The sequence below is a fragment of the Bradyrhizobium sp. UBA2491 genome, assembly GCF_002341725.1.
Lineage (GTDB): Bacteria > Pseudomonadota > Alphaproteobacteria > Rhizobiales > Xanthobacteraceae > Bradyrhizobium.
Genome location: NZ_DDOP01000044.1, coordinates 34,255 through 47,709, shown reverse-complemented (window position 1 = coordinate 47,709; position 13,455 = coordinate 34,255). Strand labels below are relative to the sequence as shown.

General features: G+C 64.5%; 11 protein-coding genes. 2 read left to right on the top strand and 9 right to left on the bottom strand.

Annotated elements, in window-relative coordinates; all coding sequences use genetic code 11:
- Positions 1 to 139: 139 nt before the first annotated feature.
- From B2W55_RS14730 to B2W55_RS14690, 9 genes are all read right to left on the bottom strand, one after another.
- Positions 140 to 1,678, bottom strand: a complete 1,539-nt coding sequence (locus tag B2W55_RS14730) for a class I adenylate-forming enzyme family protein (protein WP_024582175.1) — start codon at positions 1,676 to 1,678, stop codon at positions 140 to 142.
- An 18-nt stretch (positions 1,679 to 1,696) separates the two neighbouring features.
- The gene (locus tag B2W55_RS14725) at positions 1,697 to 2,866 is read right to left on the bottom strand and encodes an acetyl-CoA acetyltransferase (protein ID WP_024582176.1); all 1,170 of its coding nucleotides are present in this window, start codon (positions 2,864 to 2,866) and stop codon (positions 1,697 to 1,699) included.
- 45 nt (positions 2,867 to 2,911) lie between these two features.
- Positions 2,912 to 3,562, bottom strand: coding sequence for a bifunctional 4-hydroxy-2-oxoglutarate aldolase/2-dehydro-3-deoxy-phosphogluconate aldolase (gene eda / locus B2W55_RS14720; protein ID WP_024582177.1), 651 nt, complete (start codon positions 3,560 to 3,562; stop codon positions 2,912 to 2,914).
- Positions 3,559 to 4,515 carry a sugar kinase gene (locus B2W55_RS14715; RefSeq protein ID WP_024582178.1) on the bottom strand — a complete coding sequence of 319 codons (957 nt, stop codon included), beginning with the start codon at positions 4,513 to 4,515 and terminating at the stop codon, positions 3,559 to 3,561. The genes eda and B2W55_RS14715 overlap by 4 nt, the downstream gene beginning before the upstream one ends.
- A 26-nt stretch (positions 4,516 to 4,541) precedes the next feature.
- A complete protein-coding gene (denD, locus tag B2W55_RS14710; RefSeq protein ID WP_024582179.1) occupies positions 4,542 to 5,528 on the bottom strand; it encodes a D-erythronate dehydrogenase in 987 nt (328 codons plus the stop codon).
- Positions 5,529 to 5,575: 47 nt separating this feature from the next.
- On the bottom strand, positions 5,576 to 6,484 hold the full coding sequence (locus B2W55_RS14705; protein ID WP_024582180.1) for a carbohydrate ABC transporter permease: 909 nt from the start codon (positions 6,482 to 6,484) through the stop codon (positions 5,576 to 5,578).
- Entirely contained in the window at positions 6,477 to 7,436 is a 960-nt protein-coding gene (locus B2W55_RS14700) for a carbohydrate ABC transporter permease (RefSeq protein WP_024582181.1), read from the bottom strand. The genes B2W55_RS14705 and B2W55_RS14700 overlap by 8 nt, the downstream gene beginning before the upstream one ends.
- A gap of 107 nt (positions 7,437 to 7,543) precedes the next feature.
- A complete protein-coding gene (locus B2W55_RS14695; RefSeq protein WP_024582182.1) occupies positions 7,544 to 8,866 on the bottom strand; it encodes an ABC transporter substrate-binding protein in 1,323 nt (440 codons plus the stop codon).
- Positions 8,867 to 8,985: 119 nt separating this feature from the next.
- On the bottom strand, positions 8,986 to 10,053 hold the full coding sequence (locus tag B2W55_RS14690; RefSeq protein ID WP_024582183.1) for an ABC transporter ATP-binding protein: 1,068 nt from the start codon (positions 10,051 to 10,053) through the stop codon (positions 8,986 to 8,988).
- 205 nt (positions 10,054 to 10,258) lie between these two features.
- Between B2W55_RS14690 and B2W55_RS14685 the strand changes: the two genes are divergently transcribed.
- Together B2W55_RS14685 and B2W55_RS14680 are read left to right on the top strand one after the other, a co-directional pair.
- Complete coding sequence (locus tag B2W55_RS14685; protein WP_024582184.1) at positions 10,259 to 11,287, top strand: LacI family DNA-binding transcriptional regulator; 1,029 nt, start codon at positions 10,259 to 10,261, stop codon at positions 11,285 to 11,287.
- A 212-nt stretch (positions 11,288 to 11,499) separates the two neighbouring features.
- Positions 11,500 to 13,338 (top strand): IlvD/Edd family dehydratase, encoded by a 1,839-nt coding sequence (locus B2W55_RS14680; RefSeq protein WP_024582185.1) that lies wholly within the window; start codon positions 11,500 to 11,502, stop codon positions 13,336 to 13,338.
- The last annotated feature ends 117 nt before the right edge of the window (positions 13,339 to 13,455 follow it).

The window sequence follows — 13,455 nt, the reverse complement described above, 5'->3', positions numbered from 1 at the left end:
TCCGTTCTCCCGGTGACAAGGCGCAGGCAGCTTAGCGCGACGGGGGGCTGTGGCCTATCCCCTAACGGCTCCAGCGCCCCAATCCCTGCTTTGCATGGGGTTGTTTTCGATGTTTTCGATTTGGCCCGGCCCGATCGCCTTAGCCCATGCCCTTGGCCATCATCTCCCGCAGCGCGGTCTTCAGCACCTTGCCATAATTGTTCTTCGGCAGGGCATCGAGATAGACGTAGCGCTTCGGCCGCTTGAAGCGGGCGATCGAGGCAAGGCAATGCGCGTCGAGCCCGCCATCGTCGGCGCTGGCGCCGTCCTCCAGCACCACGCAGGCGACGACGATCTCGCCCCATTCCGGATCCGGCACACCGATCGCCGAGACCTCGCGGACGTCGGGATGGGTCAACAGCGCTTCCTCGACCTCGCGCGGATAGATGTTGGTGCCGCCGGAGATGATGACGTCCTTGGAGCGGTCCGACAGCGTCAGGAAGCCGTCGGCATCGAGCCGGCCGACGTCGCCGGTGCGCAGCCAGCCATCCCTGAGCGTCTCGGCATTGGCCTTCGGGTTGTTCCAGTAGCCGAGCATCACGGTTGCGCCCTTGACCTCGATCTCGCCGGTCTCGCCTGCGGGCAGCGGCGTGCCATCCTTGTCGGTGATGCGGACGGTGACGACGCTCTGCGCGGTGCCGACCGACGCCAGCCGTTCGAGATAGCGCGGATGATTGCTCTGCGCATGCCAGTCGCGCGACAGCGCCGTGATCGTCATCGGCGACTCGCCCTGGCCGTAGATCTGCACGAAGCGCTGGCCCATCGTCGCCATCGCATCGCGGATGTCGGCGGTGTACATCGGCCCGCCGCCATAGATGATGGTGCGCAGCCCCTCGCCGTTCTCGCCGCGCTTCTTGGCGGCATCGACCAGGCGGCGCACCATGGTGGGTGCCGCGAACATCACGACATTGTCGAGCTGGCGGCCGAGGTTGAGCACCTCGTCCGGATCGAAGCCGCCGGTTTCGGGGACGACGTGGCGGCCGCCCATCCGGACATGCGGGAAATTATAGAGGCCGGCGCCATGCGAGATCGGCGCGGCATAGAGCGAGGCATCGTGCGGGGTCGCCGGATCGACGTCGGCGAGATAGCACAGCGACATCGCCAGCAGATTGCCGTGGCTCAGCATCACGCCCTTGGGCCGGCCCGTGGTGCCCGACGTGTAGAACAGCCAGGCGAGGTCATTGGTCTCGCGCGATAGCGGCGCCGGTGTACCCCCGCCGCCTCGCATCGTCCGGTACGCGTCGCTGTCGACCGACAGCATGGTCATGCCGGCGGGACAATCGTCCCTGGCTTCCGCCAGCGCGCCGATCGTGTCATCGGAGACGAAAGCGAGCGTGGCGCCGCCATTGCCGCAGATCCACGCCGCCTCGCGGCCGTGCAGCTTGGCGTTGATCGGGATCGCTACCGCGCCGATCCACCAGATGCCGTAGAGGCATTCGAGATATTGCGTGCAGTTCGACGCAAACAACGCGACGCGGTCGCCGGTGGCAATGCCGTGATCGCGCGCCAGCGCCGCCCCGATCGAGGCGGCGCGGCGGGCGAAGGTCGCGTAGTCGGCGTCGAGATCAAAGCCGGTCAGCAGCGCCGGCGCATCGGGACGCGCCCGCGCCGTCGCCGCCAGCCATTCGGCAATGTTCAAGCTACTTCACCGGTCAAGCTATTTGGCCGGCTCGAGGATCGAGACGTAGTTGGCGACCGCAGCACCACCCATGTTGAAGATGCCGCCGATCTGCGGGTTCTTGAGCTGCATGCCCTCGGGCGCCTGGCCGGTGAGCTGCATCGCGGTCATCACATGCATCGAGACGCCGGTGGCGCCGATCGGATGGCCCTTGGCCTTGAGGCCGCCGGACGGATTGACCGGCAGCTTGCCGTCCTTCTGGGTCCAGCCTTCCTTGATCGCGCGCGCCCCCTGGCCCTTCGGCGTCAGGCCCATCGCTTCATATTCGATCAGTTCGGCGACCGTGAAGCAGTCGTGGGTTTCGACGAAGGAGAGATCGGAGAGTTGCAGGCCGGCCTTGTCCAGCGCGCGCTGCCAGGCGGTGGTGCAGCCTTCGAACTGGAGGATGTCGCGCTTGGACATCGGCAGGAAATCCTGCGCGTGCGCGGTCGCGCGGATGTTGACCGCCTTGCCCATGCTCTTGGCGGTCTCGGCATCGGTCAGCACCAGCGCGGCAGCGCCGTCCGACACCAGCGAGCAATCGGTGCGCTTCAGGGGACCGGCGACGAACGGGTTCTTGTCGCTCTCGGCGCGGCAGAACTCGAAGCCGAAATCCTTGCGCATCTGCGCATAGGGGTTGGCGACGCCGTTCTTGTGGTTCTTGGCGGCGATCATCGCCAGCGCGTCCGACTGGTCGCCGTATTTCTGGAAATAGGCCTGCGCGATCTTGCCGAACACGCCGGCAAAGCCGCCAACCGTATCGCCGTCCTCGGGCAGATACGATGCCTTCAAGAGGTTCTTGCCGATCTCCGGACCCGGCGTCCGGGTCATCTGCTCGACGCCGACCACCAGCACGATCTTGGCGGCGCCCGCCTCGATGGCGCGGATACCCTGATGCACGGCGGCGGAGCCGGTGGCGCAGGCGTTCTCGACCCGGGTGGTCGGCTTGAAGCGCAGCGCCGGATTGGCCTGCAACACCAGCGAAGCCGTGAAATCCTGCGGCGAGAAGCCGGCGTTGAAATGGCCGAGCATGATCTCGTCGACATCCGATGCGGCAATGCCGGCATCGGCCAGCGCCTCGTTGGCGACCTTGACGACGAGACCCTCAACGGTTTCCGCGTCGAACTTTCCGAATGGCGTGTGCGCCCAACCCACGATGCTGGCGGTCATGGCCGTATCTCCCTGTTCCTGTTCAGGGAGTTATGTAGCGTATCTTCAGGCGGCTTTCAGCGTTTTCATCGCCTTGGCGCACATGGCGGTTATGCCGGCCCAGTTGCCGGCGCGAATATCGGTGGCCGGGCACAGCCAGGAACCACCGACCGCCAGCACGTTGGGCTCGGCGAGCCAGGTCGCCGCATTGGCCTCGCCGATCCCGCCGGTCGGACAGACCCTGACATGCGGGAATGGACCGGCCAAGGCCCGCAGTGCCTTGATACCGCCTGCCTGCTCGGCGGGGAAAAATTTGACGACGTCGAAGCCGTGCGCCAACGCCTGCATCAACTCGGACGCGGTCGCGATTCCCGGCGCGAACGGCAACCCGCTGGCGGCCGCCGCCTGCAACAATTCGGGTGTCGCACCGGGACTGATGCCGAATTTGGCGCCAAGCGCCGCCGCGCGCGCCAGATCGTCGGCGTTGAGGATGGTGCCGATCCCGACCACCGCGTCCGGCACCTCGGCGATGATGGCCTTGGCCGCATCGGCGGCGACCGGCGTGCGCAGCGTGACCTCGAGGGTGCGCACGCCGCCCGCGACCAGCGCCTTGGCGAGCGGCACGGCGTCGGCAAGCCGCTCGATGGTCAGCACCGGGATCACGGTGGCCTGGCGGATCAGCTCAGCGATCCGGTCCTGCTTCGATATCGTTGTCATTGGGAGGCCTTGCGCGATGGTGGGGGACGAGGCGTCTTTCTCGGTGGCATGGCGTAACGCGGAATGATCGCACCGGGATAGCACACCACGACACCGGCCAGCCGATGACCGGCGCGCGCCGCCTCCACGGGCTCGGCGCCACCGAGCCGCGCGGCAAGATAGGCCGCGGCAAAACTGTCGCCAGCCGCGGTGGTATCGACCACCGGCTTGATGAGCGGCTCCGCCCGCACCTCGTTCGTCCCCGCACGGGAACGCACGATGCAGGCGGGCTCGGCGAGCTTCAGCACGACCTCGGGGCTCGAGATGCCGGCGAGCAGCGCGGCGTTGCTCTCGCCGGGATAAAGCGGCGCCAGATCTTCGGTCGATGCCAGCACGATATCGGCGGTCTCGAACGCGCTGCTGAAGACCTTCCGCGCGACACCCAGATCCGGCCAGCCGCGAGCGCGGAAATTGGTGTCGAATGCGAAGCGTGTTCCCAGCAGCCGCGCCCGCTTCAGCGCCGCCATCAGCCGCTCGCGTCCGTCCTCGCGCAGGATCGAGAGCGTGATCGCGGAGAGATAGACGATGTCGTAGGTCGCGAGCGAGTTCAGGATGTCGTCCGTCTCCGGCAGGTCCATCAGCTCGCGCGCGGCGGCGCTGTCACGCCAATGGAAGAAACGCCGTTCGCCACGGTCGTCGGTCTGTATCAGATAGAGCCCCGGCAGCCTGCCCGCCAACCGCGCGACACGTTTTGTCCCAATGCCCTCAACTGCCCAGCCCGCGATCATCTCGTCGCTCAGCGCATCGTCGCCGAGCGCCGTGATGTAGTCGATGTCGACGCCAAGGCGCGACAGATAGAGCGCGGTGTTGAGTGTGTCACCGCCATAGGAGCGCGAATACAGCCCGCCGGGCTGGCCGCCCGGCGCCTGACGCAGCTCGATCATGCATTCGCCGATGCTGGCAACCCTGGTCATGATAAGACCCGCGCGCCGGATCGAAACTAAGCGGCGAACTTGCCGCCGAGCTCGTCCTCGATGTGGATGCGGATGATATCGTCGAACGTCTTCTCGGCGGTGGTGAAGCCGAGCTTCAACGCGCGGTCGGTGGCGAAATCGCGCGGCCAGCCCGAGACGATGCTGATGATGGTCGGATCGGGTACCCGCTTGATCCGCGCGGTGACGTTCTTGCCGGCAACGCGCTCCAGCGCCGCGATCTGCTCGCCGACGGTGACCGACATCCCGGGCATGCTGAGATTGCGCCGCGGCCCCATCGCGTTCAGGTCCATGGTGCCGGCATGGATCAGGAAGCCGACCGCCGACTTCGGCGAGGCATGCCAGTGCCGCACGTCCTCGGAGACCGGCAGCACCGCCTCCTCGCCTGCCAATGGCTCGCGGATGATGTTGGAGAAGAAGCCGGACGCCGCCTTGTTCGGCTTGCCGGGTCGCACGCAGATCGTCGGCAAGCGGATCGAGATCCCGTCAAGCAGCCCCTTGCGGGTGTAGTCGTTGATCAGGAGCTCGCAGATCGACTTCTGGGTGCCGTAGCTGGTCAGCGGCGTATGGAAGAACTCATCGCCGATCTTCTCGGGGAACGGCGCGCCGAACACCGCGATCGAGGACGTGAACACCAGCCGCGGCTTGTAGCCGCCGCCGACGGCGCGGATCGCCTCGATCAAATAGCGGGTACCGTCGAGATTGATGCGATAACCCTTGTCGAACTCGGCCTCCGCCTCGCCCGAGACGATCGCGGCCAGATGGAAGATCACGTCCGGGCGGTCGGCGATCAACGGCGCCGCGGCGCCGGCATCGGCGAAATCGGAAGCAACCACCTTGAGCGGGATCCTGGCGTCCGCGGGCTTCTGCGGCTCGACCACGTCCTGCAACGTCATCTTGCTGATGTCGCGGTTACCGAGCCGGCCCTCGCGCAGCAAGCGGTCGGTCAGCTTGCGGCCGACCATGCCGGCGGCGCCCAGAATCAGAATGTGCACGAGCCTGCTCCTTTTCTTGTTCTTCCAAGTTCCAGAATGGGGCCGTGCTATTCCTTCACGGCGCCCGTCATGGCCGACACATAATGCTCAACGAAGAACGCGTAAAGGATAACCAGCGGCAGCGACCCGACCAATGCGCCGGCCATCAACGAGCCCCATTTGTAGATGTCGCCATCGACGAACTCGTTGACGATCGCGACCGGCACCGTCTTGTTCGGTGTCGATTGCAGGAACGTCAAGGCGTAGATGAACTCGTTCCAGCACAGCGTGAACGAGAAGATGAAGGCGGAGATCAGGCCGGGGATCGCCAGCGGCACGATGATCTTGACCAGGATCTGCCAGCGCGATGCGCCGTCGATCAGTGCGCACTCCTCGAGCTCGTAGGGGATGGTCTTGAAGTATCCCATCAACAGCCAGGTCGAGAACGGGATCAGCAGCGTCGGATAGACCAGGATCAGCGACAGCGGCGAATCGAACAGCCCATAGGCCTGGATCACCGACGCCAGCGGAATGAACAGGATCGACGGTGGCACCAGATAGGCGAAGAAGATCAGGACGCCGACGGCCTCCGCGCCCTTGAAACGCAGCCGCGTGATCGCATAGGCCGACAGCACGCTGGCGACGATGGAGAGGAACGTCGCGCCGACCGCGACATACATCGTGTTCCAGAGCCAGCGCGGATACTGGGTTTCGAACAGCAGCTTGCTGATGTGCTTGAAGGTCGGATGCACCACCCAGAACGGGTTGAACTTGTCCATGTCGATCAGCTGCTCGTCCGGCTTGATGGACGTCAGCACCATCCAATAGAACGGGAACAGCAGCACCACCAGGATGATGAACAGCGGCAGATAGAGCGTCACCAGGCGTCGCGGCAGCGACTCCAGATAGCTCATGCCCTCGGTGGTATCGCCGGTGTTGCCGGCCATGGCCTTCGATTGCAAGGTTGAATCAGTCATTGCTCGATCCTTGCTGCCATTTGCGACGCTGCATGCCGAACCAGGAGATGGCGATGGCCGCAATCAGGAAGGGAATCATCGCAGTGGCGATGGCGGCGCCCTCGCCCAGCCGGCCGCTGATGATGCCGCGCTGATAGCTCAACGTCGCCATCAGGTGCGTGGCGTTGACCGGGCCGCCGCGGGTCAGCGCCCAGATCAACTGGAAATCGGTGAAGGTGAACAGCACCGAGAAGGTCATCACCACGGCGATGATCGGGGTCAGCAGCGGATAGGTGATGAAGCGAAAGCGCTGCCAGCTGGTGGCGCCGTCGAGCGTGGCCGCTTCATAAAGCGACGGCGAGACCGTCTGCAGGCCGGCCAGCAGCGTGATCGCGACGAACGGAACGCCACGCCAGACATTGGCGAAGATCACGCTCGCCCGCGCCCACTCGGTGTCGCCGAGGAAGTTGATGTTGGTGTGGATCAGCCCGAGCTTGATCAGCGACCACGAGATGATCGAGAACTGCGAATCGTAGATCCACCAGAACGCGATCGCCGACAGCACGGTCGGCACGATGAACGGGATCAGCACGATCGACCGGATCACCGCCTTGAACGGCATGTGCCGGTTCAGGAGCAGCGCGAGATAGAGCCCGATCGCGAATTTGATGGCGCTTGCGATCAGCGTGTAAAGCAGGGTGTTGAACACCGACAGCCAGAAGATCGAGTCATCCCACAGCCACTGATAGTTCTCGATCCCGATGAAGGCCCCGGCACGCCCGATGCGCTCGTCGGTGAAGCTCATCCAGACGCCGAGGCCGAGCGGATAGGCCAGGAACAGGATCAGGAATGCCGCCGTCGGCAGCATGAACCAGAACGCCGCCCAATTGCGGTTTCCCTTGAGCCGCGACCAGGCCGACGGCTCACCCGTTGCGGCTGCGCGCGCCGGCATTGATGTCTGGACAGTGCTCATTCGCCCTCAACTCCAAACCGGACAGCGACACCCGACCAGTCCAGGCCGGGTGTCGCTTCCGATTGCTGCAATCCCGATCACCGGCGCCTTGCAGCGCCGGCCGTCGCTCAGCGGAAGATACGCTTGGCCGCGCGTTCTGCCGAAGCCATCGCGGTCTTCACATCCTCGCGACCGGTACAATAGTTCGCGAACATGTCGACCACGACGAAATCGGCGATCGCGGCCGCAGCGTTCTCGCTCATCTGCGCCTCGCCCGCCGGGGTCGACGCGGTCTGCGCCACGCTCCGATACGGCGTCGTCTTCGGATCCGCGGTCCAGACCGGGTTCTTGTCGTAGCCGAGCAGGAAGTGCGACAGATAGCCCTGCGCCGCCTCGATCCACGGATTGAACTGCTCCGGCTCGAGCATGAAGGCGGTGAACGCCTTGCAGGCCTGCGGATACTTCGTGAAGTTGAAGATCAGGATCGGGAAGCCGAGATGCAACTCGCGCGTCTTGCCGTCGAGACCCGCCGGCAGATGGGCGTGGTTCATGTCCTCCGCGATCTGCGGATTTTCCTTCTTCGCCGTCACATAGACCGAGATGCCGTTCACGGTCAGATGCAACTGGCCGGCGAGGAACGCCTTGTTGTTCGAGCTGTCGTTCCAGGACGCGGTGCCCGGCACGAAATTGTCGTACAGGCCCTTGACGTATTCGAGCGACTTCGCCGTCTCCGGCGAGTTGACGACGACCTTGTTGTCCTTGTCGATCAGCTTGCCGCCATGAGCCCAGAGCGCCCAGTGCAGCCAGCCATTGGCGTCGCCCGAGGCGTGACCGAGCGCCATGCCGGCCGGGGTGCCGTTCTTGTTCAGGCCTTTGACGAGATCGGCGAAGCCGGCGAGGTCCTTCGGGAATTCCTTGTGGCCGGCCTTCTCCATGGCCGCGACGCGATAATTGACGAGGCCGCCGGTGGCAGCGACCGGAATGCCGATCCACTTGCCGTTCAGCATGCCGTAGGCCTTGCCGGAATCCGCCCAGCCGCCGCACTTCTTGCCGAGATAGTCGGCGACGTCGGTCACGTCGACGCACTTGCTCGGGAACAGGAAGGGCAGCGAATAGAGGCCCCAGACCATGTCGAGGCCCTGCCCCGTGTTCGCCGCCACCGAGGCCTTCGGCTGGATGTCGTCGTAGGATTCATTGGAGACGTTGATCGTGATGTTGTTGGCCTTCTGGAACGCATCGACGATCTTCATGAAGGCCGCGTCTTCGGCTTCCACGAAGCGCTTCCAGCGCAACAGATTGATCTTGGCGCCCGGCTCCGGCTTCCACTGCGAGGTCTGCGCCCAGGCCTTGGCATAGCCGAGCAGCTGATCGCTCGACATCGTCGCCGCGGCAGCCAGCATGGTCGCACCGCCCTTGAGCAGCGAACGGCGGTCCGTACTAAAAATCGACATTGGCAATTTTCTCCCGTTTTTTGGTTGTCGTTTCAGACGTCGCATGTCCCGCCTAGAAACGGCGGGCCGGTAGTCTCGTCATGAGGATGCGCTGTCGCGAAGTGCGGGCGCCACATTCCTCAGCTGTTCAGCCGCTTGCCGGTGCCATCGTCGAACAGATGGACCAGCGCCGGATCCGGCTTGAGCCGAACCTTGTCGCCCGGATTGAACAGATGGCGCTCGCGGAACACTGCGACCACCTGCTCGCCGCCGAGCTTGGCGAACACCTGGGTCTCCGATCCGGTCGGCTCGACCACCACGATTTCGGCCTCGGCGCCGTCATCCGCGATGGTGAAATGCTCGGGCCGCACGCCATAGACCGCCGGCTTGCCGTCGGAATTGGCCGGCGCCGATTTCAGCGGCAGCTTGACGCCGTTCGGCCCCTCGAAATAGGCAGCTCCGTTAACCTTGACCTTGCCCTTGAGGAAGTTCATCGCGGGCGAGCCGATGAAGCCTGCCACGAACTGGTTTTCCGGCTTGTCGTAAAGTTCGAGCGGCGAGCCCATCTGCTCGACGATGCCGTCATGCATCACCACGATCTTGTCGGCCATGGTCATGGCCTCGATCTGGTCGTGGGTGACGTAGACCGTCGTGGTGCGCAGCCGCTGGTGCAATTCCTTGATCTCGGTGCGCATCGCCACGCGCAGCTTGGCGTCGAGGTTGGAGAGCGGCTCGTCGAACAGGAACACCTGCGGATCGCGCACGATGGCGCGGCCCATTGCGACGCGCTGACGCTGGCCGCCGGAGAGCTGGCGGGGATAGCGGTCGAGCAGCGGGGTGAGCGCGAGGATTTCCGCAGCGCGTTTGACGCCGGTCGAGATTTCCTCGGGCTTGGCGCCGCGCAGCTTGAGCGAGAAGCCCATGTTGTCGGCGACGGTCATGTGCGGATAGAGCGCGTAGTTCTGGAACACCATCGCAATGTCGCGCTCTTTGGGCTGGACATTGTTGACGACGCGGTCGCCGATCGAGATCGTGCCTGAGGTGATGTTCTCCAGTCCCGCCAGCATGCGCAGCAGGGTCGACTTGCCGCAGCCGGAGGGGCCGACCAGAACGACGAATTCGCCGTCCTCGATCGGAATCGTCACGCCGTGCAGGACTTCAAAATTGCCGAACGACTTCCGCACGTCGCGAATCTGGACCGACGACATCCACTTCCCTCCTCACGTTCCCGACGGCGTACGACGAGTGCCGCCACCGCTCTGTTTTGTTCCGGCCGCGCAGAGAGCACGGCACTGTTGGACTGAAGTTATTGTCCGCAGTTTATCTGGTTTTGGCAATCGTTCGATTAGCAACCGCTTGGTAGCGCTGTCAATATCGGTTTGTCTGCGACGAACGTCGTGGTATGAGCGGCAAATGGCCCGAAAACGCATCATGCCAGGCAAGATCCGGCTCGCCGAAGTCGCGAAGCTCGCCGGCGTCAGCCCGATTACGGCCTCACGCTTCTTCAGGAATCCGGAAGCCCTCTCGGCCGGCAAGCGCGCGCGCGTCGAAAGTGCGGCAAAAGAACTCGGTTACGTGCCCAATCTTGCGGCACGCGCGCTGGCGTCGCAGCGCACCGAGGTGATCGGTGTCCTGATCCCGTCGCTGACCAACAACGTGTTCTCCGACGTGCTGCGCGGCATCTATGACGCACTCGACGGCAGCCGCTACAGCATTCAGCTCGCCAACACCCGCTACAGCATCCTGCAGGAAGAGCGCCTGCTGCGTCTGTTTCTGGCCCAGAAGCCGGCAGGGCTGATCGTGACCGGCATCAACCAGACCGCCGATTCCCGCCGCATCATGGAATCCGTCGATTGCCCGATCGTGCAAATCATGGAGGTCGGCCCCTCGCCGATCGACATGATGATCGGATTCTCGCATTTTGACGCAGCAAAAGCAGCGATCGCCCACCTTCTCGCGCAGGGTTACCGGCGGATCGGCTTCCTCGGCGCGCGGATGGATCCAAGGGTACAGCGTCGGCTCGACGGCTATCGCGCTGCGATGACCGACGCCGGGCTGCTTGATCCGCAACTCATTGTCACCACGGCGATACCGACCTCGGTGACGCTGGGCGGGACATTGTTTGCCGACCTGCTCGCCAAGGCGCCCGACATCGACGCCGTGTTCTGCGTCAATGACGACCTTGCGCTCGGCGCGCTGTTCGAATGCAAGCGCCGGCACGTGGCGGTGCCGGAGCAGATGGCAATCGTCGGCTTCAACGACCTCGAATTCATGGCATCGAGCGAACCAACGCTGAGCAGCGTGCGCACCAACCGCTACGAAATGGGCAGAAACGCCGCCACCATGGTGATCGAGACGCTGGAAGGCCGCAGGCCTGCCGACCCCGTCGTCGATCTCGGCTTCAGCGTCATGGAACGGCAAAGCTCGACGCGACGCAACTGACATCCGACCGACACCGGCCCGTCACACGGGAGACGAAAATGATAAAATGATAGCGCAACCAAGATGGTTCAACTAAGGTCCAATCCATCCAGTGAAACACCTGTGCGTGATCGGCTGGGTTTGTAATGCGCGACGATTTGCGCAAGGTAGAACAACGTTGAACCAGAGCCCTTGAATGGGCCGATCAAGAGTTTGCATTGCGGGAGAAACCAATGACAAAACCCCACACCAACGGGCACGGCGCCGCAGGCGAGACCAAGAAGGGCAAGGGCCGCAGGCTCCGCTCCCAGGAATGGTTCGACAACCCGCACAATCCGGGCATGACCGCGCTCTATCTCGAGCGCTACCTCAATTACGGCCTGACCCGCGAGGAATTGCAGTCGGGCAAGCCGATCATCGGCATCGCCCAGACCGGCAACGACCTGTCGCCCTGCAACCGGCATCACCTCGAGCTCGCGCACCGCGTCCGCGAGGGTATCCGCGCCGCCGGTGGCATCGCGATGGAATTCCCGACCCATCCGATCCAGGAGACCGGCAAGCGCCCGACCGCGGCGCTCGACCGCAACCTCGCCTATCTCGGCCTCGTCGAGGTGCTGTTCGGCTATCCGCTCGACGGCGTGGTGCTGACCACCGGCTGCGACAAGACCACGCCGGCCTGCATGATGGCGGCGGCGACCGTCAATCTGCCCGCGATCGTGCTGTCGGGCGGCCCGATGCTGAACGGCTGGCACGAAGGCCAGCGCACCGGCTCCGGCACCGTGGTGTGGAAGGCCCGCGAGCGGCTTGCCGCGGGCGAGATCGACTACGAGCAGTTCATCGAGATCGTGGCCTCCTCGGCGCCCTCGGTCGGCCATTGCAACACGATGGGCACCGCCTCGACGATGAATTCGCTCGCCGAAGCGCTCGGATTCTCGCTGCCGGGCTGCGCGGCGATCCCGGCGCCCTATCGCGAGCGCGGCCAGATCGCCTATGAGACCGGAAAGCGCATCGTCGACATGGTGTGGGACGACCTCAAGCCGTCGGACTTCCTGACCCGCGAGGCGTTCGAGAACTGCATCGTGGTCAACTCCGCGATCGGCGGCTCGACCAATGCGCCGATCCACATCAACGCGCTGGCGCGCCATGTCGGCGTCGAGCTGTCGATCGACGACTGGCAGAAATACGGCCACGACGTGCCGTTGCTCGTGAACATGCAGCCGGCCGGCTTCTATCTCGGCGAAGAGTATCACCGCGCCGGCGGCGTGCCCTCGGTCGTGCGCGAGTTGATCAAGCACAAGCGCATCCATGAAGGCGCCCTCACCGTCAACGGCCGCACCATGGGCGAGAACTGCAAGGAAGCGCCTGCGCCCGACGGCGACGTGATCTGGGGCTACGACAAGCCGCTGGTGAAGGACGCCGGCTTTCTGGTCTTGCGCGGCAATCTGTTCGATTCCGCAATCATGAAAACCAGCGTGATCTCGAAGGAATTCCGCGACCGTTACCTGTCCAACCCGAAGGACCTCAACGCCTTCGAGGGCCGCGCCATCGTGTTCGAGGGTCCGGAGGACTATCACGACCGGATCGAGGATCCCGCGCTCGGTATCGACGAGCACTGCGTGCTGTTCATCCGCGGCACCGGCCCGATCGGCTATCCCGGCGGCGCCGAGGTCGTGAACATGCAGCCGCCGGCGGCGCTGATCAAACGCGGCATCCTGTCCCTGCCCTGCATCGGCGACGGCCGGCAGTCCGGCACCTCGGGCTCGCCATCGATCCTCAACGCCTCGCCGGAGGCTGCCGCCGATGGCGGGCTTGCGATCCTGAAGACCGGCGACAAGGTGCGCATCGACCTCAACAAGGGCAGCGCCAACATCATGATCTCGGAGGACGAGTTGCGCACCCGCCGCGCCGAGCTGAAGGCCAAGGGCGGCTTCCCGCACCCGGCCAACCAGACACCGTGGCAGGAGCTCTACCGCCAGACCGTCGGCCAGCACGCCACCGGCGCCTGCCTCGAGCTCGCGACGCGCTACCACGACATCGCGGGCCGGGTCGGCGTCGCGCGCGACAATCACTAGCTCCGCATCGTCATTGCGAGCGCAGCGAAGCGATCCATCTCTCCCCCGCGGAAGTATGGATTGCTTCGTCGCTTCTCTCCTCGCAATGACGGCGGCAACAAATCCAATCAGGACTTC